At 63.7% G+C, this 24,617-nt stretch carries 20 protein-coding genes; 3 read left to right on the plus strand and 17 right to left on the minus strand.

Features of this window, described 5'->3' with window-relative positions; all coding sequences use genetic code 11:
* Position 1: 1 nt before the first annotated feature.
* From lpxB to rpsB, 14 genes are all read right to left on the minus strand, one after another.
* A complete protein-coding gene (gene lpxB / locus R2N16_RS03830) occupies positions 2-1,135 on the minus strand; it encodes a lipid-A-disaccharide synthase (protein WP_316664833.1) in 1,134 nt (377 codons plus the stop codon).
* 41 nt (positions 1,136-1,176) lie between these two features.
* Positions 1,177-1,992 carry an acyl-ACP--UDP-N-acetylglucosamine O-acyltransferase gene (lpxA, locus tag R2N16_RS03835; RefSeq protein WP_024975785.1) on the minus strand — a complete coding sequence of 272 codons (816 nt, stop codon included), beginning with the start codon at positions 1,990-1,992 and terminating at the stop codon, positions 1,177-1,179.
* A complete protein-coding gene (gene fabZ, locus R2N16_RS03840; RefSeq protein WP_316664253.1) occupies positions 1,989-2,492 on the minus strand; it encodes a 3-hydroxyacyl-ACP dehydratase FabZ in 504 nt (167 codons plus the stop codon). Before fabZ ends, lpxA begins: the two co-directional genes overlap by 4 nt.
* Complete coding sequence (lpxD, locus tag R2N16_RS03845) at positions 2,489-3,562, minus strand: UDP-3-O-(3-hydroxymyristoyl)glucosamine N-acyltransferase (RefSeq protein WP_316664254.1); 1,074 nt, start codon at positions 3,560-3,562, stop codon at positions 2,489-2,491. The genes fabZ and lpxD overlap by 4 nt, the downstream gene beginning before the upstream one ends.
* Positions 3,563-3,572: 10 nt before the next feature.
* The gene (locus R2N16_RS03850; protein WP_316664255.1) at positions 3,573-4,124 is read right to left on the minus strand and encodes an OmpH/Skp family outer membrane protein; all 552 of its coding nucleotides are present in this window, start codon (positions 4,122-4,124) and stop codon (positions 3,573-3,575) included.
* The gene (gene bamA, locus R2N16_RS03855) at positions 4,124-6,421 is read right to left on the minus strand and encodes an outer membrane protein assembly factor BamA (RefSeq protein WP_316664256.1); all 2,298 of its coding nucleotides are present in this window, start codon (positions 6,419-6,421) and stop codon (positions 4,124-4,126) included. Before bamA ends, R2N16_RS03850 begins: the two co-directional genes overlap by 1 nt.
* A gap of 115 nt (positions 6,422-6,536) precedes the next feature.
* Complete coding sequence (gene rseP, locus R2N16_RS03860) at positions 6,537-7,925, minus strand: RIP metalloprotease RseP (RefSeq protein WP_316664834.1); 1,389 nt, start codon at positions 7,923-7,925, stop codon at positions 6,537-6,539.
* A gap of 87 nt (positions 7,926-8,012) precedes the next feature.
* Positions 8,013-9,203 carry a 1-deoxy-D-xylulose-5-phosphate reductoisomerase gene (ispC, locus tag R2N16_RS03865; protein WP_316664257.1) on the minus strand — a complete coding sequence of 397 codons (1,191 nt, stop codon included), beginning with the start codon at positions 9,201-9,203 and terminating at the stop codon, positions 8,013-8,015.
* 11 nt (positions 9,204-9,214) lie between these two features.
* Entirely contained in the window at positions 9,215-10,033 is an 819-nt protein-coding gene (locus tag R2N16_RS03870) for a phosphatidate cytidylyltransferase (RefSeq protein WP_316664258.1), read from the minus strand.
* A 3-nt stretch (positions 10,034-10,036) separates the two neighbouring features.
* On the minus strand, positions 10,037-10,813 hold the full coding sequence (gene uppS, locus R2N16_RS03875) for a polyprenyl diphosphate synthase (protein WP_316664259.1): 777 nt from the start codon (positions 10,811-10,813) through the stop codon (positions 10,037-10,039).
* A 52-nt stretch (positions 10,814-10,865) separates the two neighbouring features.
* A complete protein-coding gene (frr, locus tag R2N16_RS03880) occupies positions 10,866-11,426 on the minus strand; it encodes a ribosome recycling factor (protein ID WP_311530345.1) in 561 nt (186 codons plus the stop codon).
* A 178-nt stretch (positions 11,427-11,604) separates the two neighbouring features.
* Complete coding sequence (gene pyrH, locus R2N16_RS03885) at positions 11,605-12,315, minus strand: UMP kinase (protein ID WP_316664260.1); 711 nt, start codon at positions 12,313-12,315, stop codon at positions 11,605-11,607.
* 293 nt (positions 12,316-12,608) lie between these two features.
* On the minus strand, positions 12,609-13,487 hold the full coding sequence (gene tsf, locus R2N16_RS03890; RefSeq protein ID WP_316664261.1) for a translation elongation factor Ts: 879 nt from the start codon (positions 13,485-13,487) through the stop codon (positions 12,609-12,611).
* A 250-nt stretch (positions 13,488-13,737) separates the two neighbouring features.
* Positions 13,738-14,481 (minus strand): 30S ribosomal protein S2, encoded by a 744-nt coding sequence (rpsB, locus tag R2N16_RS03895; protein ID WP_004626667.1) that lies wholly within the window; start codon positions 14,479-14,481, stop codon positions 13,738-13,740.
* A 304-nt stretch (positions 14,482-14,785) separates the two neighbouring features.
* Here rpsB and map point away from each other — a divergent pair, with 304 nt between their 5' ends.
* The 3 genes from map (at position 14,786) to R2N16_RS03910 (ending at position 20,352) form a co-directional block, all read left to right on the plus strand.
* The gene (map, locus tag R2N16_RS03900) at positions 14,786-15,610 is read left to right on the plus strand and encodes a type I methionyl aminopeptidase (RefSeq protein WP_316664262.1); all 825 of its coding nucleotides are present in this window, start codon (positions 14,786-14,788) and stop codon (positions 15,608-15,610) included.
* Between the two features lie 118 nt (positions 15,611-15,728).
* The gene (locus tag R2N16_RS03905; protein ID WP_316664263.1) at positions 15,729-18,317 is read left to right on the plus strand and encodes a [protein-PII] uridylyltransferase; all 2,589 of its coding nucleotides are present in this window, start codon (positions 15,729-15,731) and stop codon (positions 18,315-18,317) included.
* Positions 18,301-20,352, plus strand: coding sequence for a pseudouridine synthase (locus R2N16_RS03910; protein WP_316664264.1), 2,052 nt, complete (start codon positions 18,301-18,303; stop codon positions 20,350-20,352). The genes R2N16_RS03905 and R2N16_RS03910 overlap by 17 nt, the downstream gene beginning before the upstream one ends.
* A gap of 73 nt (positions 20,353-20,425) precedes the next feature.
* On the opposite strand, the gene R2N16_RS03915 is transcribed toward R2N16_RS03910, so the two are convergent.
* The 3 genes from R2N16_RS03915 to ligA form a co-directional block, all read right to left on the minus strand.
* Entirely contained in the window at positions 20,426-21,547 is a 1,122-nt protein-coding gene (locus R2N16_RS03915) for an alpha/beta fold hydrolase (protein WP_316664265.1), read from the minus strand.
* A gap of 68 nt (positions 21,548-21,615) precedes the next feature.
* Entirely contained in the window at positions 21,616-22,149 is a 534-nt protein-coding gene (def, locus tag R2N16_RS03920; protein WP_024975800.1) for a peptide deformylase, read from the minus strand.
* The gene (gene ligA / locus R2N16_RS03925; protein WP_316664266.1) at positions 22,146-24,611 is read right to left on the minus strand and encodes an NAD-dependent DNA ligase LigA; all 2,466 of its coding nucleotides are present in this window, start codon (positions 24,609-24,611) and stop codon (positions 22,146-22,148) included. Before ligA ends, def begins: the two co-directional genes overlap by 4 nt.
* Positions 24,612-24,617 lie beyond the last annotated feature (6 nt).

The following is a 24,617-nucleotide window of genomic DNA, read 5'->3' on the forward strand; positions in this document are numbered from 1 at the left end:
CTCAAAGCTTACCGCGACTGCGCAGCAGATCGACCACGACTTTCGCGCCGATCTCCGCCATGTTCTGCTTGAGCGTGAGGTGCATCTGCGTGAAGTGCTCGCGCAGGAACGTGGCGTTGCCATGATCGCTCAGTTGCAGCAGCGTTTCGCGCGCGAGCGCCTCAGGCGTCGCGTCGTCCTGCAGCAATTCCGGTACGACAAAGCGGCCGGACAGGATGTTCGGCAGCCCCACGTACGGCAGATAGCCTTTGCGCTTCATGATCTGCGCTGTCAGCCAGGGCACCTTGTAGGTGATGACCATCGGCTTCTTGTACAGCGCCGCTTCCAGCGTGGCCGTACCGCTGGCCAGCAGGATCACGTCAGCCGCTTCCATGGCTGCGTGCGACTGACCATCAACGACCCACAGATGCAGCCCCGGGTGCTCCGCGCGCATCGCATCGATGCGCTCGCGCAGCGTCGCATTGGCCGCCGGCAGCACGAACGCCAGATCCGGCTCGACCGCCTGCATGCGCGACATCGCCGCAAACAGCGTCGGCCCGAGATGCTTCACTTCGGAATTGCGGCTGCCCGGCAGCACCGCGACGACCTTGCGGCCCAACGGCAGCCCGAGGCGCGTGCGTGCGCCTTCCACATCTGGCACCAGCGGAATCTCGTCTGCGAGCGGATGCCCGACGTACGTGGCCGGAATGCCGGCCTTAGCGTAAATCTCGGGCTCGAACGGGAACAGGCAGAGGATGTGATCGACGGCGCGGGCTATCGTCTTGATACGGCCGGCACGCCACGCCCAGATCGACGGACTCACGAAATGCACCACCGGCACACCCGCCTGCCGCATGGCAATCTCGACGTTGAAATTGAAGTCCGGCGCATCGACACCGATGAAGGCCAGCGGCGGCTTGGCCAGCAGGTCCTCCTTGAGTTCCTTGCGGATAGCAAGGATCTCGCGCAACTGACCGAGCACTTCCACGTAGCCGTTGACCGAGAGCTTGTGCATCGGCCAGTTCGACTGGAAACCCTGCTCCGTCATGCGTGCACCACCGATGCCGTTGTAGGCAATGTCGGCAGGCAGTTGGGCGTGCAATCCCTTCAGGAGGAGCGAGGCCAGCAAATCCCCGGAGGCCTCGCCGGCCGCCATGCCGATGCGACGCACCGGCGTGACATTCTGAGGCTGCTCGCTCAACGCACGATGCCGCGCTTGGTGGCGGCAATGAAATCGGCAAACGCGGTCAACACCTCGCGGGTCGGGGCGTCATCCGTCTGAGCGATCTGCGCGGCGATTTCCGCCTTGGCCTGATCAAAGCTCAGATCGCTCTTGTAGAGCAGCTTGTAGGCCTGACGCAGCCCGGTGATCTGCTCGGCCGTAAAGCCACGGCGACGCAGGCCTTCCACATTGATGCCGTGCGGGGCGGCCTTGTTGCCGCCCTTGTCGCTTGCGGCGATCACGAACGGCGGCACATCCTGCACCAGCGCCGATGCGCCACCCAGCATGGCATGCGCGCCGATACGCACGAACTGGTGCACACCCGACATGCCGCCGAGGATCGCCCAGTCGCCAACTTCCACGTGACCCGCAATCTGGGCGTTGCTCGAGAACACCGTGTGGTTGCCCACGCGGCAATCGTGCGCGATATGCACGTAGGCCATGATCCAGTTGTCGTCGCCGATGGACGTGATACCGGCATCCTGTGCAGTACCGGTATGGATCGTGGTGAATTCGCGGATGGTATTGCGATCGCCGACAATCAGCTGCGTCGGCTCATCACGATACTTCATGTCCTGCGGGCGGCCGCCCACCGATGCGAAGTGGCCGATGCTGTTGTCACGGCCCAGCGTCGTGTAGCCCTCGATCACCGTGTGGTGGCCGACGCGTGTGCCGGCACCCATGCGCACGTTCGGGCCCACGACCGTAAACGCACCGATCTCGACGCTCGAATCCAGTTCGGCCTTCGGATCGATCTGCGCGGTCGGGTGGATCTTCTGTGCTTGCGTCATGCCTCGCCCTTGGACTTGTCTTCGCGCACGGCACACATGATTTCGGCTTCCACGGCGACTTCGCCATCCACCTTGCCGTACACCTTGAACTTCCACATACCGCTCTTCGAGCGCAGCAGTTCGGCCGTCATGACGAGTTGGTCGCCCGGCGTCACCTGGCGCTTGAAGCGTGCACCGTCAATGCTTACGAATAGGTAGAGCTGGTTTTCCTTGCGCTCGTGATCGGTCTCGCCGAAGGTCAGCAGCGCTGCGGTTTGCGCTAGCGCTTCGAGCATCAGCACGCCCGGCATCACCGGATGGCCAGGGAAATGCCCGTTGAAGAACGGCTCGTTGAATGTGACGTTCTTGATTGCCGTAATCGACTTGCGCGGCTCCAGCGAGATCACCCGATCAACCAGCAGCATCGGGTAGCGATGCGGCAGCAGGTCGAGAATCTTCTTGATGTTGAAATCGCTGACGAGGCTGGGGGTCGCGCTCGTCGCATTCGTTGCTTCGGTCATGATTGTTGCTGCAGGTCTTTGACCCGCTGTTCCAGTTGTTGCAACCGTTCGCGCATGCGCGTCAGGCCTCGGACGATGGCTGCGTTACGCTCCCAGTCGCCATGCGGCATGAATGGGAAAACGCTGGTGAAGTGGCCACCGGGCTTGGTGATGGATTTGGTAATGGACGTGCCGCCCGAGACGGTCACGCGGTCGGCAATGGTCAGGTGGCCGGCAAAATTGGCCGCGCCGCCGATGATGCAGTAGCGCCCGATCTTCGTGCTGCCGGAAATGGCCGCGCAGCCCGCGATAACGGTATAGGCGCCCACGTGCACGTTGTGCGCAATCTGCACCTGGTTGTCGATCTTGCAGCCCTGCTCGACCACCGTGTCGGCCATCGCGCCGCGGTCGATGGCGGTGTTCGCGCCGATCTCCACGTCATCGCCAATCACGGCCCGGCCAATCTGCGGAATTTTCACCCATTCGCCGCCCTGCGGACCAAAGTCGGGTGCAAAGCCAAAGCCGTCCGCGCCGATCACCACGCCGCTATGCAGAATGCAGCGCGCGCCGACCTCGCAACCGTGGTAGATCGAAACGTTCGCGTAGAGCAACGTGTCGTCGCCAATGCGGGCACCCGCGCCAATGAAGCTGTTGCCCGCGATTCGCACACGCTCGCCGAGCACGGCGCCAGCTTCGATGGTCACGTTCGGGCCGATGGAGCACGACGCCGGCACCGTGGCGCCCTCTTCCACGCTGGCAGTCCGGTGAATGCCCGGCACAACAGGACGCGCCGCCAGCGCAACAAAGCGCTGGGCGACACGCGCAAATGCAGCATACGGATTGGCCGCTATCAGCCAGTTCCGGCCAGCAGCGTGGCCTTGGCTTTCGAGCGTTTCCAGATCACGGGGCGACACGATGATCGCACCCGCACCGGAACTCACAGCCTGATTGAGGTACAGCGGATTGGAGAGAAAAGCGAGCTGATCGGCGCCCGCTTGATCCAGCGGCGCGATCGACTTGACGATCAGGCCTGCGTCACCCTGGACGGTCGCGCCGAGCGACGCAGCAAGTTCACCAAGCGAAAACGACATGCGAACAACCTCATTTGGCCGATTGCGAATTTAGCGCCTTGAGCACCTCGTCGGTGATGTCGATGCGCGGATTCACGTACACGGCTTCCTGCACGATCAGATCGTACTTGCGCTGCTCGGCAATCGAGCGGATCACGCGGTTGGCGCGCTCGAGCACCTGGGCCAGCTCTTCATTGCGGCGCTGGTTTAAGTCCTCACGGAACTCGCGCTGCTTGCGCTGGAAGTCACGATCTAGGTCCGACAGTTCACGCTGGCGGCGGGTGCGATCAGAATCGGCCAGCACGGCCGAATCCTTGTCCAGCTTGTCGGACATGCTCTTGAGCTTGGCGGCCATGTCCTGCAGCTCGCGGTCGCGCTTGGCGAACTCGGTTTCCAGCTTGGCCTGGGCGGCCTTGGCCGGCTGCGAGTCGCGCAGGATGCGCTCCGAATTGACGGCAGCGATGCGCGCTTCCTGCGCCGTGGCCGGCAGCGTGAAGCTGGCTGCGGCAAGTGCGGCGAAAGCAGCGGACACGCCCATGCGGGACAACGTGATGCGCGTGGATTTCATGATGAATGCAGTCATTAGAATGCAGTCCCAATCTGGAACTGGAAGCGTTGCGTTTGATCTTCGGTCTTGCGCTTGATCGGGAAGCCCATGCTGATCTTGAGCGGGCCGATCGGCGACAGCCACGACAGACCGAAACCAGTCGAGTAGCGCATGTCGCCCAGCTTGTACGGCTGACCTTCGGCGAACACGTTACCGTAGTCAAAGAACGTGAACAGGCGAACGGTGCGGTCCACGCCCGAACCCGGCAGCGGGAAGATGAATTCCACGTTGCCGACGAACTTGCTGGCACCGCCGATGGCCACGCCGTTGGCATCGCGCGGGCCCAGCGTGCTGGTTTCGTAACCGCGCACCGAGCCGATACCGCCGGCGTAGTAGTTCTTGAAGACCGGGAAGTCCTTGCCGCCGTAACCGTGGCCGTAACCGATTTCGTTGTTGAACGCCATCGTGAACGACTTCGACAGCGGGTAGAAATACTGGTGCTGGTAGTACGCACGGAAGTACTGCAGATCGCCGCCCGGAATGCCGAACTCGAGGTTGGCCTGCTGATAGCGGCCACGCGTCGGCACCAGAGCGCTGTCACGCTGATCCTTCGACCAGCCGATGGTGATCGGGAAGTTGTTGGTGATACGGCCGTTCTTCGCGACGTAGTTCTGGTAGGCCAGCGGCGTGTTGGTCGTCACGTCGATGGTCGTGCGCTCGTAGCCGATGCCGAAGAAGACGGTATCGGTTTCCGAGAACGGCACGCCAAACTTGACGTTGCCACCCTGTTGCACGACGCGGTAGTCCTGGTCGCCCGTGTAGTACAGCGGGCGATACGTGCGGTAATACAGCTCGGTCGAACGGCTAATGCCATCCACCGTGAAGTACGGATCGAACTGCGTCACCGCAATGGTGCGGTTCGACTTGGACGTGTTCACATCCAGGCCGAGGCTCGTGCCGGAGCCGAACACGTTGTCCTGACGGATACCGGCCGACAGCACCAGCTTGTCGGTCGACGAGAAGCCCACGCCCAGGTTGATCTGGCCGGTCGGCTTTTCGGTCACGTTGACGTTCACATCGACCTGGTCGGTCGTACCCGGCACGTCTTCCGTCGTGATGTTCGCATCGGTGAAGTAACCCGTGCGGTTCACGCGGTTCTGCGAAAGCTGCAGCTTCTCGCCATCGAACCACGAGGCTTCCATCTGGCGCATTTCGCGGCGCACGACTTCGTCGCGGGTCTTGCTGTTGCCGACAACGTTCACGCGACGCACGTACACACGGCGGCCCGGGTCGACGACCAGCGTGAGCGCAACTGTGCGGTCCGACTGGTTGATCTGCGGCTGCGGGTTGATGGTGGCGAAAGCGTAGCCGTACGTGCCGAGCAGGTCGGTAATCGACTTGGTCGTCGACGACAGCTTGGCCGACGAGAAGACATCGCCCTGCTTGAGCTTGATGAGCTTCTCCATCTCGGCCTGCTTGCCCAGCAGCTCGCCGGTCAGCTTGATGTCCGATACCTTGTACTGCTCACCCTCGTGGATGTTCAGCGTCAGGTAGATGTCCTTCTTGTCCGGCGTGATCGACACCTGGGTCGATTCGATGGCGAATTCCAGGTAGCCGCGATCCAGATAGAACGAGCGCAGCGCTTCCAGGTCGGCCGTCAGCTTCTGCTTGGAGTACAGATCGTTCTTGGTGTACCACGACAGCCAATTGGGCGTGGACAGCTGCATCTCGTCGCGCAGGTCGCCTTCCTTGAAAGCCTTGTTGCCGACGATATTGATCTGGCGAATCTTGGCGGTCGGGCCTTCGTCTACCGTGAAGGTAATCGACACACGGTTGGCATCGACCGGCGTAACGGTGGTCGTCACCTCGGCCGCGTAGTAGCCGCGCGAAACATACTGGCGCTTGATTTCCTGCTCGGCGCGGTCGATGAGCGACCTGTCGTAGTAGCGGGCCTCAGCCACACCCACGCCACGCAGGGTACGACGCAGCGCTTCCTTGTCGAACTCCTTGAAGCCAATGAACTCGAGCTGCGAGATCGCCGGACGCTCTTCCACGCGCACCACCAGCACGTTGCCTTCGGAGCGGATCTGCACGTCCTTGAAGAAGCCGGTGTTGTAGAGCGCGCGAATCGATTCGGCGCCCTTCTCGTCGGTGAAGGTCTCACCCACCTTCACGGGCAGATAGCCGAACACGGTGCCCGGCTCGACGCGCTGCACCCCCTCCACGCGAATGTCCTTGACGACGAACGGCTCCACTGCATGAGCCTGACCGGCAGTGACGGTCAGCACGGAAGCCGCCAGCACGCTGAGCGGGAAGCGATGTTGTCTGATCAATCTAATCCCCTAGTTGGATTCAATCGGAATCCACTTCTGAGTGTTTTCAAAACCCTGAGTTGCCCGCCCGCACCGGTGGCAACGATGAGGCTTACCGACCCAATCTGAATACGGTCTAGCCGTGAGTCAGAAACAACCGACTCAAATCGTTGTACAGGGCGAGCGAGGTGAGAAGCAGGATGCAGGCGACGCCGATCTTCTGAAGGACTGCTTGCCAGGATTCCGGCACGGGTCGGCCAGTCAAAAATTCCACGCAATAATACAGCAAATGCCCCCCATCCAATACCGGAACGGGCAATAAGTTCAGCACGCCGAGACTGACGCTGATCAACGCGAGAAAGCTCACAAACGTCTGCCAGCCAAGGCTCGCCGCCTTGCCCGCAAAGTCTGCCACCGTGATCGGCCCGCTCAGGTTCTGCAGCGATGCCTGACCGACGATCATCTTGCCCAGGACCTGCAGCGACAGCACCGACGTCCGCCAGACCTCGCCCACCGCGTGGCCGAAGGCGGCGACCGGCTCGTCCCGGATCATCGCCGTTTCCACCTTCTGGTTGAGCTGCGCGCCAAGCTTGCCGATCTTCGGCCCCGTGGGGTTCTTGGGATCGGTGTCGGCATCGGGCCGAACGGGCAAGGTCATGGGCTCGCCATTGCGCAGGATATCGATCGACGCATTCTGCTCGGGCATGGCGCGGATCTGGCGGATGAGGTCCATCGCCTGATCGGCGGGCTGACCCGCGAAGCGAACGATCTGGTCGCCAGCCTGCAACCCGGCGCGTGCCGCGGCGCTGGAGGGCAGCACGTCGACGATGGTGACGGGACCGCCGAGCAGGCGCAGACCAATCTGGTCGATCACGTCGGCCTGCGGCGTACGGGCGGCGCTCGGCAAGCCATGCAGACGGACGGTGCGCTCGACACCATCGGCGCCGCGCACTTGCATAAGTGCATCGCGCCCAGCGATACCGGCCGAATACAAGCGCATCCGTACATCGCTCCAGCTGCGCACGGGCGCGGACGCTTCGCCCTCCGTGCCGATAGCGATCACGCGATCCTTGGCACGCAGGTCGGCCTCGGCGGCAATGCTGCCAGGCGGGGGGGCACCGAGGATAGGCAACGGCTCGATCGCACCAACCCACGCCAGCACTGCATAGAGCGCAATCGCGAGCAGGAAATTGGCGATCGGGCCCGCAGCCACGATGGCAAATCGCTTGTAGACAGGCTGGTGGTCGAAGGTGCGCGGGAGATCTTCGGGGAGGATGGGCGGATCTTTCTCGGGGTCTCGCGAGCCCTCGCCCAGCATCTTGACGTAGCCGCCCAGCGGAATGGCGCAGATCGTCCATTCGGTGCGATCAGGGCCGCGACCCACACGGCGAAACAGCACCTTGCCAAAGCCAACGGAAAACCGGAGCACCTTCACGCCGCACAGGCGCGCGACGCTGTAGTGGCCCAGTTCGTGAATGACGATCAGTACCGCGATCGCAAAGACAAACGCTAAAACGGTCTGCAAAACCTTCTCCGGATGCACTCAAGGGCACGTGCGAGGCTGGCCCCGCGCGAAGCCGCTATGTTACCCGCTCGCTCTGACAGGGCGCTTTCACGCGGCCGGCAGTTGCGCGCATACGGTCGCGATATAGCGCTCAGCCTGCTGACGCGCTTGGGCGTCAGCCGCAAAAACGGTGTCGAGCGAGTCGGCCGGCACGATGGAAGCATGGGCGAGCGTGTCGCCCACCACGGCAGCAATCTCGGTGAACCGGATGCGGCGCTGTAAAAATGCTTCCACAGCCACCTCGTTGGCCGCGTTCAGTACAGCAGGTGCCGTACCACCGGCGCGCAGCGCGTCGAAGGCCAACGCCAGGCACGGGAAGCGGCGCAGGTCCGGCGCCTCGAATGTCAGCGCGCCCGTCGTGACGAGATCGAGCAGCGGAACGCCAGCTTCAATGCGCTCGGGATATGCCAATCCGTAGGCAATCGGCGTGCGCATGTCTGGATTGCCGAGTTGCGCCAGCACCGAGCCGTCGTCGTAGCCGACCATCGAATGGATGACACTCTGCGGGTGGATCAGCACTTCGAGGTGCTCGACCGGCACGCCGAACAGCCAGTGCGCCTCGATCACCTCCAGCCCCTTGTTCATCATGGTGGCGGAGTCGACAGAGATCTTGCGCCCCATCACCCAATTCGGATGCGCGCACGCCTGATCTGGCGTGACGTCCGCAAGGGAATCGACGGCGCGCGTGCGGAACGGACCACCCGATGCCGTCAGCACGATACGCGACACGCCACGCCCGAACTGTGGAACTTGCTGCGGCAAGCATTGGAAGATGGCGTTGTGCTCGCTGTCGATTGGAAGCACGGTGGCGCCATGCTGACGCACGGCGTCCATGAAGAGCGCGCCCGACATCACCAGCGCCTCCTTGTTGGCCAGCAGGACACGCTTGCCAGCACGCACCGCGGCAAGCGTCGGGCGCAAACCGGCCGCACCAACAATGGCGGCCATCACGGCATCGCAATCGGGATGGGCAGCGGCTTCTTCCAATGCCTCGGTGCCAGAACGGATTTCGATGCCAACGGCATCGGCGCCGAGCTGGTCACGCAAGGCATCCGCCGCAGCCGCCGAACCCAGCACGGCCATCTGCGGACGAAACTCGCGGCAAAGCACGGCGAGCTTGTCGGCCTGCGCGTTGGCGGTCAGCGCAAACACGCTGTATTTGTCCGGATGACGGCGCACCACGTCGAGCGTGCTATCGCCAATGGAGCCCGTGGCGCCAAGAACGGTCAAACGCATCATGTTCAGACGCCTCAGGAAATCAGCAACGCAGCCAGCGGAAACACCGGCAGCAACGCGTCGATACGATCGAGCACACCACCGTGGCCGGGCAACAGCCGGCTACTGTCCTTCATGCCGACCTGACGCTTGAGCAAGGATTCAAACAAATCACCGCCAACGCTTGCCGCCACCAGCAAGAGCGTCAGCGCCAAGGCCGCGACAGCGCCGCGCTGATCAAACTCATGCGAGAACCACGTCGGAGCAAACCAATGCGTAATGCCGGCCACGGTGGCGATCACCGCAACCAGCACGGCCCCGCCAATCGCACCTTCCCACGATTTGCCTGGACTGATGGACGGCGCGAGCTTGCGGCGACCAATGGCCTTGCCGACAAAATAGGCGCCCACATCGGCCGCCCACACGAGCACCGCCACCGAAAGCAGAAAGGCAACGCCGTGCGTACGCAATTCAATGGCACCATGCACGAACGCCGGCAGCATCACCAAGCCCAGCAGCGCGAACACCACCTTGCGCGTGCCATGCAACTCGCGCACGCCGCCTTCCAGCAGTGCCCAGGCGATCACCCACGCGATCACCGCGCCATGGAACAGCGGCCGCACATCACCGCGAACGGGAATGTCGTGCCAGACGATCGTCAGCATGACGACAACGATCGCATAGAGAATCGGCCCCCACCAACCCGGAAGGCGCACGAGACGCCCCCATTCCCACGCGGCGAAGGCTGCAAACACCGTCACCAACCCGGCTAGGCCGGCGGGCGGCGCGAAGAACAGAATGGGCAGGATGACAATCAGCAGGCAGACAGCGGTAATGACGCGAGTCAGCAGCATGTGTCAGGCTCCGGCAGATAGCGCGGGGGGAACATCGGGCTCAAGCTGCGCGCTGGTGCGGCCGAAGCGGCGCTCGCGGTTGCGATACCACGCAAAGGCGCGATCGAGTTCTGCAGCATCGAAGTCGGGCCAGTAGCGATCGGTGAAGTACAGCTCGGAATACGCAAGCTGCCACAGCAGAAAGTTGCTGATGCGCTGCTCGCCACCGGTACGGATGAACAGGTCCGGCTCCGGCGCGTAGGACAGCGCCATGTACGGCGCAAGCATCTCTTCGGTGATGGCGTCGGGTGCGATGCCCGGCTGCGCCACCAGCAAGGCACGCATGGCTTGCAGGATGTCCCAGCGCCCACCGTAGTTGGCGAGAATCGTGACGGTCAGACCGGGGTTGGCAGCCGTCTTGGCCTCAGCTTCGCGAATCAACAGCTGGATGCGCGGGCTGAACGCAGACAGATCGCCCACCACGCGCAGGCGGATGCCGTTGTCGTGCAGCTTGCTGACTTCGCGGCGCAGCGCCGTCATGAACAGCTTCATGAGGAAGGTGACTTCCTCGGCTGGACGACGCCAGTTTTCGGAGCTGAAGGCAAACAGCGTGAGGTAACCGACGCCACGGCGTGCCGCCGCTTCAACGGTTGCACGTACGGCGTCGAGGCCGCGGCTGTGCCCGGCCACGCGCGGCAGATGCCGTTGGGTGGCCCAGCGGCCGTTACCGTCCATGATGACGGCAACGTGGCGCGGCGTATCGGCGGTGTCGGGCACCGCCAGTGTGGAGCTGATATGCATGAATCGGGCTCCCCACCGCATGCGCCCAATGCGCCGGCGGTGGGAGACGGCCTTACACCGTCATGATTTCCTTATCTTTCTCGGCGACCAGCTTGTCGATCTCGGCGACGAACTTGTCGGTCAGCTTCTGAACGTCATCTCCGCCGCGACGCTCGTCGTCTTCCGAGATGGCCTTGTCTTTCACCAGCTTCTTGAGCTGCTCGTTGGCATCGCGACGCAGGTTGCGCACGGCGACCTTGGCATCTTCGCCCTCGCCCTTCACGACCTTGGTCAGCTCCTTGCGGCGCTCTTCGGTCAGCGCGGGGGTCGGCACGCGAATGATGTCGCCCATGGTGGCGGGGTTCAGACCGAGGTCCGCCTCACGGATGGCCTTCTCGACGGCCTGCACCATCTTCTTTTCCCACGGCTGCACGCCGATCGTACGTGCGTCCACCAGGGTCACGTTGGCAACTTGACTGATCGGCACCATCGAGCCGTAGTAGTCGACTTGCACGTGATCGAGCAGACCGGTATGGGCACGGCCAGTACGGATCTTGGCCAGATCCGTCTTGAGAGCCTCGATCGACTTCTGCATCTTCTGCTCGGTATTCTTTTTGACATCGGCGACGCTCATACTTCCTCCGAACGATAACGGCGGTCTGCCGAACATGCGCCCCGGAACACGACACAGGGCACCGGCAAGACCAAAAAGACAATAGGCAATTTTACATGGAAGCCGCTCGCCAACGCCATTTGCGCAAGGTCAGCGAACGGTAAAAAAAAGGCGTCTGAAACGAGGCTTGCCGCTGGCTTTAGACGTGCACCAGCGTGCCCTCGTCTTCACCCATGATCACGCGCTTGAGTGCGCCCGGCTTCTGGATCGAAAACACCTTGATCGGCAGCTTCTGGTCGCGGCACAGCGCGAAAGCGGTCGCATCCATCACCTGCAGGTTGCGCGAGATGGCTTCGTCGAATGTGATGGTGGTGTAGCGGGTGGCGCTCGGGTCCTTCTTCGGATCAGCGGTGTAGACGCCGTCCACCTTGGTGGCCTTGAGGACGATCTCGGCCCCGATTTCCGAGCCGCGCAGCGCAGCGGCCGTGTCGGTCGTGAAGAACGGATTGCCCGTGCCGGCCGCGAAAATCACGATCTTGCCCTCTTCCAACTGGCGGATCGCGCGGGGGCGGATATACGGCTCGACGACTTGGTCCAGGCGCAGTGCCGATTGCACGCGGCCTTCGAGATTGGCATGACGCATCGCGTCCTGCAAGGCCAGCGCGTTCATCATGGTGGCCAGCATGCCCATGTAGTCAGCCGTGGCGCGATCCATGCCGGCAGCTCCGCCCGCAACCCCGCGGAAGATGTTGCCGCCGCCGATCACCACTGCCACTTGCACGCCCATCTTCACGATTTCAGCGATGTCGTTGACCATCCCCTCGATGGTGCTGCGGTTGATGCCGAACGCATCGTCGCCCATCAGGGCTTCGCCGGAAAGTTTGAGTAGAACGCGCTTATAGGCAGGCATGGAGATCCTCGTGACGATTCCTGGTACGGGAGACAGGAAAGGGGGAAATGACGCTGCGGATATGACAACGACGAACGAAGCGGGGACTTCGCACATCCCGCAACCTTCTTGCGCGGAACCCGTCAGGAAATACCCCCAACGATGCCAGCGCAAGCAGGCTGCACCTGCAAACAGGGCACCTTTCGGTGCCCTGTTTGTTCGGCATTATACGGCTGCGCCAAGGGTGGAAACGACACCTGCCGGCCTGCGCCGGAGAGCGAATCGCCGCACCATTGGAGACGGTCGTCGCAGCATTACGCCTGTTGCTTGGCAGCAGCCACCTGGGCAGCCACTTCAGCGGCGAAGTCGTCTTGCTTCTTCTCGATGCCCTCGCCCACCACGTACAGCGTGAAAGCCTTCACGGTCGTGTTGGCGGCCTTGAGCATCTGCTCAACGGTTTGCTTGTCGTTCTTCACGAACGGCTGGTTCAGCAGCGAGACTTCCTTCAGGTACTTCTGCACGCTGCCTTCCACCATCTTGGCAACGATTTCAGCCGGCTTGCCCGATTCCGCAGCCTTCTGCTCAGCAACGCTGCGCTCCTTGGCGACCAGCTCGGCCGGCACGTCGTCAGCCGACAGCGACACCGGCTTCATGGCGGCAGCCTGCATTGCAGCGTCCTTAGCCGCGACTTCGTTGCCCTCGAACGCCACCATCACGCCAATGCGAGTGCCGTGCAGGTACGCAGTCAGCTGGGTGCCTTCGAAACGCTGGAAGCGGCGAATCGTCATGTTCTCGCCGATCTTGCCGATCAGGCGGGTACGCACGGCTTCAACCGTTTCGTCACCGATCGACAGGGCCGACAGGGCAGCCACGTCAGCCGGGTTCTTCTGAGCGATCAGCTTGGCAACATCGTTGGTGAAGGCCAGGAAATCGTCGTTCTTCGAAACGAAGTCGGTTTCGCAGTTCACTTCGACCAGGGCGCCCGTGGTGCCCTCGACGAACGCAGCGACCACGCCTTCAGCGGTGACGCGGCTGGAAGCCTTGCCAGCCTTGTTGCCCAGCTTCACGCGCAGGATTTCTTCGGCCTTTTCCAGGTTGCCTTCGGCTTCGGTCAGGGCCTTCTTGCATTCCATCATCGGCGCGTCGGTCTTCGCGCGCAGCTCTGCAACCATGCTTGCGGTAATTGCCGCCATTCTCATGCTCCTTGTTTCAGATCGTCGTCCGGTCGCGCGCGGATTCTTCGCCTCGCGCCGGCCTGTCGTCCGGTTTCCATCCGGCCGCCCCACGAAATACGACGCGCGTGGGGCATCCGCATGACAAATTTCAAAAAAAAGGGGCGTTTGTTACGCGCCCCTGTCTGGCCATCGGCCCTGATGCGTTCCATCAGGTGCGGCCTGGCACGCGTCCCGCGCACTCAAGGCGCGGGCGCGCACCTTCTTGTGTTTAGCCTTCTTGGACTTCGACGAAGTCGTCGCCGCCGCGAGCGGCTTCAACCACTTCCTGGACCGCGTTGGCGCGGCCTTCCAGGATCGCGTCGGCCACGCCGCGCACGTACAGTGCAACAGCCTTGCTCGAGTCGTCGTTACCCGGGATAACGTAGTCGATGCCTTCCGGCGAGTGGTTCGTGTCAACCACACCGATCACCGGAATACCCAGCTTGGCAGCCTCGGTCACGGCAATCTTGTGGTAACCGACGTCCACCACGAAGATGGCGTCCGGAATGCCACCCATGTCCTTGATGCCGCCGATGGACTTCACCAGCTTGTCCATTTCGCGCTCGAACATCAGCGCTTCCTTCTTGCTCATGGTTTCGGTCGCACCGGCTTCCTTGGCGACTTCCATGTCCTTCAGGCGCTTGATCGAGGTCTTGACCGTCTTGAAGTTGGTCAGCATGCCGCCGAGCCAGCGGCTGTCGACGAACGGCATACCTGCGCGAGCCGCTTCTTCAGCCAGGATCTCACGCGATTGGCGCTTCGTACCGACGAACAGAATGGTGCCCCGGTTGGCTGCCAGTTGGCGCACGTACTTCAGTGCGTCCTGGTACATCGGCAGCGTCTTTTCCAGGTTGATGATGTGAATCTTGTTGCGATGGCCGAAAATGAAGGGGGCCATCTTGGGGTTCCAGAAGCGGGTTTGGTGGCCAAAGTGGACACCGGCTTCCAGCATTTCGCGCATGGTCACGGACATGAAATTCTCCAGTCGGGTTAGGTCTAAAGCCGCCCCAGACATTTTTCGCATGCAATGCGAAAAACACCCGCGGTGAAGCGGCTCGCGATTTCAAGCGCCACCGACCACATGACCGGCAACTGCTTAGCCAGCGATTATAGCGGCAAAAACCCAATCGACTCAAGACCTTCCGAGCATTCGCGACAAACAGGCCGGGGCTGGCGCAGAACGCCCGAAAACCCCGGCCGGGGCGCTTTGGTGCGATAATTCACGCTTTAGCCACGACGCGGCGCTTCGCGCGCTCGCGTGCAGAAAGAGTCACAGCATGGCCGTTACCATTCACTCCGCCGAAGATATTGCGCAGATGCGCGTAGCCTGTCGGCTTGCGTCCGAAGTCCTGGATTACATCACCCCGTTCGTAACGCCCGGCGTGACCACGGGCAAGCTGAACGAGCTGTGCCACGCCTACATGCGTGACGTGCAGGGCACTGTGCCGGCGCCGCTGAACTACGCGCCGCCGGGCTATCCGCCCTTCCCGGCTTCAATCTGCACGTCGGTCAACGATGTGATCTGCCACGGCATTCCGGGCGACAAGGTGCTCAAGAGCGGTGACATCGTCAACCTCGACATCACCGTCATCACCAAGGAAGGCTATTACGGCGACACCAGCCGCACCTTCGTCGTCGGCGAAGGGTCGATCCTGGCCAAGCGGCTGACGCAGGTGACGTTCGAATGCATGTGGAAGGGCATCGCGGCAGTGCGTCCGGGCGCACGCCTGGGCGACATCGGCCACGTGATCCAGCAACACGCCGAAGCCGCCGGCTACAGCGTGGTGCGCGAATATTGCGGCCACGGCATCGGCAAGAAATTCCACGAAGATCCGCAGATCCTGCACTACGGCCGCCCCGGCACTGGGATGGAACTGAAGGCCGGCATGATCTTCACGATTGAACCGATGATCAACGCGGGCAAGCGCGACATCCGCACGATGCCCGACCAATGGACCGTCAAGACGCGTGATCGCAGCTTGTCGGCGCAGTGGGAACACACGCTTCTGGTGACGGAAACCGGCCACGAAGTGCTGACCGTGTCGGCATTGACGCCGCCGGCACCGGAATTCGTACACGAAGGCGCGCCGGCCACGGCCTGATCCTCGCGGGCGAGCCGCACAGTCAGCGGCAGCAACGTCACGCTGATCTCGCCCCGCACCGGCTCAACTCTTGCAGCGACCGGCTCGTTCCGGTCGCTGTTTCATTCACGCTCCGCTCATGCACTCCGCTGCCGCTGCCCCTGCCGAAGAAGTCCTTCCGCGCGACGCCCTGAAGGCGGAGCGTGCGCACCTGTTCGCGCAGTTCGACCAGCACGCCAACGTTCAGCAGCTCGTGACCAGGCTAGCGCGCGCGGTGGACCGAGCGCTGGTGCAACTCTGGCAGGAAGAGGAGATGCCGGCCGACTGCGCGCTCATTGCCGTAGGCGGCTACGGGCGCGGCGAGCTGTTCCCGCATTCCGATGTCGACATCCTCCTGTTGCTCCCGGGCACCGCAGACAAGGCACTGGAGGCCCGACTGGAGGCCTTCATCGGCCGCTGCTGGGACATGGGGCTGGACATCGGCTCGTCGGTGCGCACGGTGGACGAGTGCATCAATGAGGCCGCGCAAGACGTCACGGTACGCACGTCGCTGCTGGAAGCGCGCCTGCTGACCGGCGACGAAGGCCTGTACCGCACTTTCGAGACGCACTATCAGGGTCACCTGGACGCGGCCGATTTCTTCCAGTCGAAACTGCTGGAAATGCGCCAACGGCATGCCAAGTACCAGGACACGCCCTACTCGCTCGAACCCAACTGCAAGGAAAGCCCCGGTGGTCTGCGCGATCTGCAGGTGATTCTGTGGATGACGCGGGCGGCCGGCTTCGGTTCCAGCTGGAACGAGCTGCTTGCCAATGGCCTGCTCACGCGCCGTGAAGCGCAGGAGCTGACGAGCAATGAGCGCCTGCTCAAAACGGTACGTGCGCGCCTGCACCTGCTGGCCGGGCGTCGTCAGGACGTGTTGGTGTTCGACCTGCAGACGCAACTGGCCGAATCGTTCGGCTACCGTCCGACCACTGCCAAGCGCGCGAGCGAACAGCTCATGCGCCGCTATTACTGGGTGGCCAAGGCAGTCACGCAGCTCAATACCGTGGTGCTGCAAAACATCGAGGCGCGGCTGTTCCCGAGCGAGCTGGGTATCACGCGCAAGATCAACGATCGCTTTGTCGAACGGCAAGGCATGCTCGAAATTGCGGACGCCGATCTCTACCAGCGCGAGCCGACGGCCATTCTCGAAACATTCCTGTTGTACGAGCAGACGCGTGGCATCAAGGGACTGGCGGCCAGCACGATGCGCGCGCTCTACAACGCACGGACGTTGATGGACGCCAAATGGCGCAAGGACCCCGCCAATCGCGCGCTGTTCCTGTCGATCCTGCAACAGCCGCAGGGCATCACACACGCGTTGCGCCTGATGAACCAGACCAGCGTGCTAGGCCGCTACCTGGTCAACTTCCGCCGCATCGTCGGCCAGATGCAGCACGACCTGTTCCACGTCTACACGGTCGATCAGCACATCCTGATGGTGGTGCGCAATATCCGGCGCTTCGCCATCGTCGAGCACACGCACGAGTTCCCCTTCTGCAGCCAGCTGATGGCGAACTTCGACAAGCCGTGGGTGCTGACCGTGGCCGCGCTGTTCCATGACATTGCGAAGGGACGCGGCGGTGACCACTCCGTGCTCGGCATGTCCGACGCGCGGCGCTTCTGCAAGGAACACGGCATCGCCAAGGAAGACGCCGACCTGATCGTCTGGCTTGTCGAACACCACCTGACCATGAGCCAGGTCGCGCAGAAGCAGGACCTGGGCGACCCGGAAGTCATCCGTCATTTTGCCGATCTGGTCGGCACCGAACGTCGGCTGACCGCGCTGTACCTGCTGACCGTTGCCGACATCCGCGGCACGAGCCCGAAAGTGTGGAACGCCTGGAAGGGCAAACTGTTGGAAGACCTGTATCGCATGACGCTGCGTGTGCTGGGAGGGGCCACCACAGACCCGCACGCCGTGCTAGAAGGCCGCAAGGAAGAAGCGCGCGCCCTGCTGCGCCTGGCCGCGCTGGACGACAGCGCGCACGAGGCACTGTGGAAACAGCTCGACGTGGGCGTTTTCTTGCGACACGATGCGCGCGACATTGCTTGGTTCACAAGGCACTTCTACAACCGCGTCGACACCACGATCCCCATCGTGCGCGCGCGCATTTCACCGGCGGGCGTGGGCCTGCAGGTGGCGGTGTACTCGCCGGATCGGCCCGATCTTTTTGCGCGCATCTGCGGCTACTTCGAGCGCAAGAGCCTGTCGATTCTGGACGCCAAGATTCACACCACCAAACACGGCTACGCGCTCGACACCTTCCAGGTGGCCGACCCCAGCAGCGGCTTGGTGGAGCCCGGCCATTACCGCGACATCATCACGCTGGTCGAGCACGAACTGGCTGAGCAGATCTCGCGCGAAACCGCCCTGCCCGAGCCGCCGCGTGGGCGCATCTCGCGCCAGTCGCGCAGCTTCCCGATCAAGCCCCGCGTCGATCTGCGTGCGGACGAGCGCGGCCAGTACTACCTGCTCTCCATTTCGGCGACAGACCGCACCGGTCTGCTCTACGCCATTGCCCGCGTGCTCGCCCACCGTCGCGTGTCGGTACACACCGCGCGCATCAACACGCTCGGCGAGCGCGTGGAAGACATCTTCCTGGTCGACGGCACCCGCCTGACCCAGGACAACAAACTGCAGCTCGAACTCGAAAGCGAACTGCTTGATGCGCTCGCCATCTGAGCGCCAGCCTTACCGGTCTAGATTCATGACTACCGATTCCGATGATTTTCCCGGCGACGACGACAAGCGCGGCGCCAGCGACCCGACCCAGCGCGCCACCCGCCCGGGCAAGCGCGCCACGCTCGGCGTGCGCCGCGACGACGAAGGCAATGCCGTACGTTCCACCGGCAAGCCGCTGCGCTCGTCCGATCTGAACCGCGAGCGCCAGCCGCTGCGCCCCTCGCAGCGCCGCCCCAAGCCGGAAGAAGGCGCCGGTAAGCCGCCGCGCCCCGCTCGTCCTGCGCGCCGCGACGACGACGGCCAGACGCGCGACGCCAAGCCGCGCCGCATGCAAGGCGATCGTCCACCGCGACGCGTTGATGATGAGCGCCCACCGCGTCGATTCAACGACGACCAGCGCCCGCCCCGTCGCCCCGACGATGGCCGTCCGCCGCGCCGATTCGAAGATCGCCCGCCGCGCCGCTTTGACGATGAGCGTCCGCCGCGCAGGTTCAACGATGATCAGCGCCCGCCCCGTCGTTTCGATGACGAGCGCCCGCGACGCTATGGCGACGATCAACGCCCGCTGCATCGTGATGGCGACCAACGCCCACCGCGACGCTTCGACAACGACCGGCCGCCGCGCCGACCTGACGACCAACGTCCGCCGCGCAGGTTCAATGACGATCAGCGCCCGCCCCGCCGTTTCGATGACGAGCGCCCGCCGCGCCGGTACGGCGACGACCAGCGCCCGCCGCATCGTGATGGAGACCAACGCCCACCGCGACGCTTCGACAACGACCGGCCTCCGCGCCGACCTGACGACGAACGCCCGCCGCGCCGGTTCAATGACGATCAGCGCCAGCCCCGCCGTTTCGATGACGAGCGCCCGCCGCGCCGGTACGGCGACGACCAGCGCCCACCGCATCGTGATGGAGACCAACGCCCACCGCGACGCTTCGACAAAGACCAGCCTCCGCGCCGACCTGACGACGAACGCCCGCCGCGCCGGTTCAACGACGATCAGCGCCCGCCCCGTCGTTTCGATGACGAGCGCCCGCCGCGCCGGTACGGCGACGACCAGCGCCCGCCTGGTCGATTCGCCGATGAGCAACGGCCGCCGCGACGCTATGGCGATGACCGCGCTCCGCGCCGTTTCGATGACGACCGTCCGCCGCGCCGCTTCGAAGATCGTCCGGCACGTCCGCAACGGCCCGAGCGCGAGGACCGCGCTCCGCGTCATGCAGAGGAGCGGGCACCGCGCCCGGCGCCGCAACCCGAGTCGAGCGGGCTGGTCCGTCTGTCCAAGCGCATGTCCGAGCTGGGTCTGTGCTCGCGCCGAGAGGCCGATGAATGGATTCCGCGCGGCTGGGTGCTGGTGGATGGCGAACCCGTCACCGAACTGGGTTCACGCGTCAAGCCGGATGCGATCATCGAGATCCATCAGTCGGCGCGCTCCGAGCAAGGCGAGCGCGTGACCGTGCTGATGCACAAGCCGGTCGGCTACGTGTCGGGCCAGGCAGAAGACGGCTATCAGCCAGCCGTTTCGCTGTTCGTGCCGGAGAACCAGTGGGAAGCCGACCCGACGCGCAAGCGCTTCGCGCCTTGGCAGCGCCGGGCGTTGGCGCCGGCCGGCCGACTGGATATCGACTCCACCGGCTTGCTGGTGTTGACGCAGGACGGCCGCGTGGCACGCCACCTGATCGGCGAGGATTCGACCGTCGAGAAGGAATACCTGGTGCGCGTGGTGTGGGATTCGCCGAACGGCCTCGTTGAGCGCGACATCTCCAAGGTCTTCCCGGAAGAGCTGATGGAGAAGCTGCGCTTTGGCCTGTCGCTCGACGGCGAAGAACTCAAGCCCGCGAAGGTGAGTTGGCAGAACGAAGAGCAACTGCGCTTTGTGCTGCGCGAAGGCAAGAAGCGCCAGATCCGCCGCATGTGCGAGCAGGTGGGACTGGAGGTGGTCGGCCTCAAGCGCATCCGCATGGGCAGCATCGTGCTGGGCGACCTGCCGGTCGGTCAGTGGCGCTTCCTGGGGCCGTTCGAGAAGTTCTGAGGCAGCCTTTGTCCAAAGAAAAACCGGTCAGCGCGCAATGCGTTGACCGGTTTTTTTATGCCTGCCGCCCAGGTTACAGACGCGGAGCCTGGCAGGCGGCGCCCGTGGTGTTGGCCGATGCAGACATGCCAAACACGGCTTGCGCCCCGCAGCGCGAACCGAACATCTTCGCTTGGTCATGGCCCACGCCAACCACTTCGTGCGCCTGGTGATTGACGTGCCTGCGTCCCGCCATGTGGCGCTCGTAGCGCCAGTAGTTGCGTGCGCGATCCAGGCGCGTCGGGCCTTCCGCCTCGGCACCGCAGAGCTTGTCGAGCACGCGGTGGTTCGGATCGTTGTCGCTCGTGCCGGCCAGGTAGGTCACGTGACGCTGCGCGTATCGGTTGAACAACTGCCGACCGGTCTTGCCGGCGGCGTACGGAACCATATCGACCATGCCGTACTTGTAGTGGTCATAGTCCGGGCAGACGCTAGTGCTGTAGCGCGCAAAGCCCTTGCCGCGCGGACGCTCCGGCGTGAAATACAGATACGACGACGGGTTGGCGACTACGTAGCGCAGGTCGATGCCGCGCTTGCGGATGGCTTCGTCGATGTTGTTGAGCACGGCGTAGCGTTGCACGATCTGGCCGCCGCCCGAATGGCCTGCCACCGTTACGCGCTTGACGTTGGGTGCACGCGCCGGGTCGGTCACGTAGCCGATCAGGTCATCGAGCACCTTGAGCGAACTCAGATCGGTGTACGGTGCGTTGGTGGCATTGAACCCGCCGATCCAGCCATCCACCGACCACACCGGCATGCCGTCGAACCCCTTGCCCTCGTCTGGCGTACCCGGAAAGTTCGGGGCAATCAGCAGGACCTCGTCGGGATTGCGGCCACTAGCCTGGAGCAGATCGGCGCCGGCGGTGTAGTAATCATTGCCGTTGCGCTGCAGGCCGTGCTGCACGAATACGACTTCGCGGATGCTGCTCAGATCGCCATCAAGCGGATGGTTGGCGTACACGGGGAAATCGTAGGCAACGGCATCCGCGCCCAGACGCACGCGTTGCCAGACCGGGCCCTGAGGCTTCTGGGCAGCCGGTGCAGCCGCCGTCGTTTCCGGCGCCTGCGGCCCCGCGCACGCAGCCAACCCGAGCATCGCCGTCATGGCAACCCCAAGCGCCAGCCGGCGCCAGCCCCTCAAACCATCGCGCTTCATATCGTCTCCGTGGTGGATGCAACACGCGTCCACCCGCCCCCGCAGGTGCGACGCTCCCGCAGTCTCGATCAGTCGTCGTGATTGGCGGGCAATTCCGGGAACAGCACTTCGGTAAAGCCGAAGCGGGTGAAATCTTTCACGCGCATGGGGTAGAGCACGCCCTGCAGATGATCGCACTCGTGCTGCACGACGCGGGCGTGGAAGCCCTCGGCGATGCGGTCGATGGCGTGACCGTGCTGGTCGAAGCCGGTATAGCGCAGGCGCGTGTGGCGCGGCACGACGCCACGCAAGCCTGGCACCGAGAGGCAGCCCTCCCAGCCGTCTTCCATCTCGTCCGACAGCGGCTCGATGGTGGGGTTGATCAACACCGTCTTCGGCACGGCCGGCGCATCCGGATACCGGTCGTTGCGATCGAACCCGAAGATGACCACTTGCAGATCCACGCCGATCTGCGGGGCTGCCAGGCCGGCACCGCGCGCCGCATCCATGGTGTCGAACATGTCTTCAATCAGTGCAGTCAACTCGGGCGTGTGGAAACGCTCGACTGGCTTGGCTACGCGCAGCAGACGGCTGTCGCCCATCTTGAGGATGTTTCGGATCATGCCTGGTCTCCCGCCGATTTTTTTAACAGCGCGAGCATACCCGCTTCGTCCAGAACCTTCACGTTCAATTCTTCGGCTTTGGCGAGCTTGCTGCCGGCGTCTTCTCCTGCGACAACGTAGTCGGTCTTCTTCGACACCGAACCCGATACCTTGGCGCCTGCTGCTTCCAGCATGGCTTTGGCTTCGTCACGCGTGAGGTTGGGCAATGTGCCGGTCAAAACGACCGTCTTGCCGGCCAGCACGCCTTCTTCTGCGGTTTCAGCGGGCATAGTGGCCAGCAGCTCCTGGCGCAATGCGTCCAGCTTCGCCAGTTGCGCGCGATGGTCGTGCGAACCCAGCCAGTCGAGCAGCGATGCGGACACATCCGCCGGCAGGCCAGCCAACTGATCGGGCTCCACGCTGGCCAACTGGGCAAGCGTCGGCGCAGCCACGGCCAATTGTTTCGCACGCGTGGCCGTCAGCTTGGGCACGCCAAGCGTGGCGTACAACTCGGCGGGTTCCAACTTCTCGCGCAGCTTTGCGTTCGGTGCATGCTCGCCCTGCGGCGCGACACCGGCTTCGAGCAGCGCATCCAGTGCCTGCTGATTCTTCGGCTCGGCAAAGAAATCGGCGATGGCTTCAGCCACCGTTGCACCCACGTCCGGCAGCGCCAGCAGCAGCGGCGCCGGCGCACGCCGGATCATGACCAGGCTGCCGAGCCAGTCCGCGAGCGTCTTGGCGGTCGATTCGCCTACGTGGCGGATACCCAGCGCAAACAAAAAGCGCGCCAGCGGCGGCGTCTTGCTGGCGTGGATGCCCTCCAGCAGATTTTCGGCCCACTTGGTGGCGATCTTGCCGCCAGCGACGGTTTCCGGTGAGGTTTCGTCACCCCGGCCGTCGCGCTCGTCGGCGCGGCGCTTCATCTCCAGGAAGTCTTCGAGCTTGAGCTTGTACAGGTCAGCAATGCCGTGCACGTAGTCGAGTTCGACCAGGTTGTCGATGTAACGCTCGCCCAGGCCTTCGATGTCCATCATGCGGCGGCCTGCAAAGTGGCGGATCGCCTCCTTGCGCTGAGCCGAGCAGAACAGCCCGCCCGAGCAGCGGGCCACCGCCTCACCCTCTTCGCGCACGACGTGCGAGCCGCATACCGGGCAGGCCTTCGGCAGTTCGAACGGCGGGTACTTGGGCTGCTGCCGCGGATTGAACAAGTCGCTGCCCGGCACGTCATCCATCGGGCGGCGATCCAGCACCACGCTCACCACCTCCGGGATCACGTCACCCGCACGCCGCACGATCACGGTGTCGCCCACGCGCACGTCTTTGCGGCGCACTTCATCTTCGTTGTGCAGCGTCGCGTTGGTGACCGTCACGCCGCCAACAAACACCGGCACCAGCCGCGCCACCGGCGTGATGGCGCCCGTGCGGCCGACCTGCACGCCAATCGATTCGACGGTGGTCAGCGCTTCCTGCGCCGGATACTTGTGCGCAACTGCCCAGCGCGGCTCACGCGTGCGAAAACCGAGTTCGCGCTGCAACGCTAGCGAGTTAACCTTGTAGACCACGCCATCGATGTCGAACGGCAAGCTGTCGCGCTTGGCACCGATGGCCTCGTGAAACTCCACCAACCCGTCACCGCCCTTCACTGCCGCGCGTTCCGCGCTGACGGGAAAACCGAACGCCTGCAGCGCATCGAGCATGCCGGAATGCGTGTCGGGCATGCCCTTCCACCCGACCACTTCGCCCAGGCCATAGGCGAAGAACGACAGGGGGCGCTCGGCAGCCATCTTCGGATCGAGCTGGCGGACGGCACCGGCCGCGGTATTGCGCGGATTGACGAAGGTCTTGTCGCCGCGCTCGCGCTGGCGTGCGTTGAGCTTTTCGAAGTCGTCGCGGCGCATGTAGACCTCGCCGCGCACTTCCAGCACATCGGGCACAACGCCATCGACCGGATGCACACCCAGCGGAATCTGGCGGATCGTGCGGATGTTCTGCGTGACGTCTTCGCCAGTGGTGCCGTCACCGCGTGTGGCGGCCTGCACGAGATAACCGCGCTCGTAGCGCAGGCTGATCGCCAGGCCGTCGAACTTCAGCTCGGCGGCATATTCCACAGGCGGATCGGTGTCATCGAGGCCCAGCTCGCGGCGTACGCTGGCATCGAACGCACGCGCGCCGTTGGCGGTGGTGTCGGTCTCGGTGCGGATCGACAACATGGGAATCACATGCCTGACCGCCGCAAATTCAGGCAGGACCGCCCCGCCGACCCGCAGCGTGGGCGAGTCAGGCGTCTTCAGTTCAGGATGTTCGGCTTCCAGCGCTTCCAGCTCGCGATAGAGCCGGTCGTATTCGGCGTCGGGCACGCTGGGCTGGTCGAGCACGTAGTACTCGTGGGCGTAGCGGTTCAGCTCGGCGCGCAGCCAAGCTGCCCGCGCCTCGAGCCGGTCTTCAGAGGACGGCCCGGACGCGGGTTCTGCAGTCTTGCTCATCGTGAG

The organism is Ralstonia psammae, from assembly GCF_958405935.1.
Classification (GTDB): domain Bacteria; phylum Pseudomonadota; class Gammaproteobacteria; order Burkholderiales; family Burkholderiaceae; genus Ralstonia; species Ralstonia psammae.

Coding starts and splice junctions, on each gene's coding strand:
- lpxB (WP_316664833.1), bottom strand. CDS start 1,135: ATGGCGGCCGGCGAGGCCTCCGGGGATTTGCTGGCCTCGCTCCTCCTG.
- lpxA (WP_024975785.1), bottom strand. CDS start 1,992: ATGACGCAAGCACAGAAGATCCACCCGACCGCGCAGATCGATCCGAAG.
- fabZ (WP_316664253.1), bottom strand. CDS start 2,492: ATGACCGAAGCAACGAATGCGACGAGCGCGACCCCCAGCCTCGTCAGC.
- lpxD (WP_316664254.1), bottom strand. CDS start 3,562: ATGTCGTTTTCGCTTGGTGAACTTGCTGCGTCGCTCGGCGCGACCGTC.
- R2N16_RS03850 (WP_316664255.1), bottom strand. CDS start 4,124: ATGACTGCATTCATCATGAAATCCACGCGCATCACGTTGTCCCGCATG.
- ispC (WP_316664257.1), bottom strand. CDS start 9,203: ATGATGCGTTTGACCGTTCTTGGCGCCACGGGCTCCATTGGCGATAGC.
- R2N16_RS03870 (WP_316664258.1), bottom strand. CDS start 10,033: ATGCTGCTGACTCGCGTCATTACCGCTGTCTGCCTGCTGATTGTCATC.
- uppS (WP_316664259.1), bottom strand. CDS start 10,813: ATGCATATCAGCTCCACACTGGCGGTGCCCGACACCGCCGATACGCCG.
- frr (WP_311530345.1), bottom strand. CDS start 11,426: ATGAGCGTCGCCGATGTCAAAAAGAATACCGAGCAGAAGATGCAGAAG.
- pyrH (WP_316664260.1), bottom strand. CDS start 12,315: ATGCCTGCCTATAAGCGCGTTCTACTCAAACTTTCCGGCGAAGCCCTG.
- tsf (WP_316664261.1), bottom strand. CDS start 13,487: ATGGCGGCAATTACCGCAAGCATGGTTGCAGAGCTGCGCGCGAAGACC.
- rpsB (WP_004626667.1), bottom strand. CDS start 14,481: ATGTCCGTGACCATGCGCGAAATGCTGGAAGCCGGTGTCCACTTTGGC.
- map (WP_316664262.1), top strand. CDS start 14,786: ATGGCCGTTACCATTCACTCCGCCGAAGATATTGCGCAGATGCGCGTA.
- R2N16_RS03905 (WP_316664263.1), top strand. CDS start 15,729: ATGCACTCCGCTGCCGCTGCCCCTGCCGAAGAAGTCCTTCCGCGCGAC.
- R2N16_RS03910 (WP_316664264.1), top strand. CDS start 18,301: ATGCGCTCGCCATCTGAGCGCCAGCCTTACCGGTCTAGATTCATGACT.
- R2N16_RS03915 (WP_316664265.1), bottom strand. CDS start 21,547: ATGAAGCGCGATGGTTTGAGGGGCTGGCGCCGGCTGGCGCTTGGGGTT.
- def (WP_024975800.1), bottom strand. CDS start 22,149: ATGATCCGAAACATCCTCAAGATGGGCGACAGCCGTCTGCTGCGCGTA.
- ligA (WP_316664266.1), bottom strand. CDS start 24,611: ATGAGCAAGACTGCAGAACCCGCGTCCGGGCCGTCCTCTGAAGACCGG.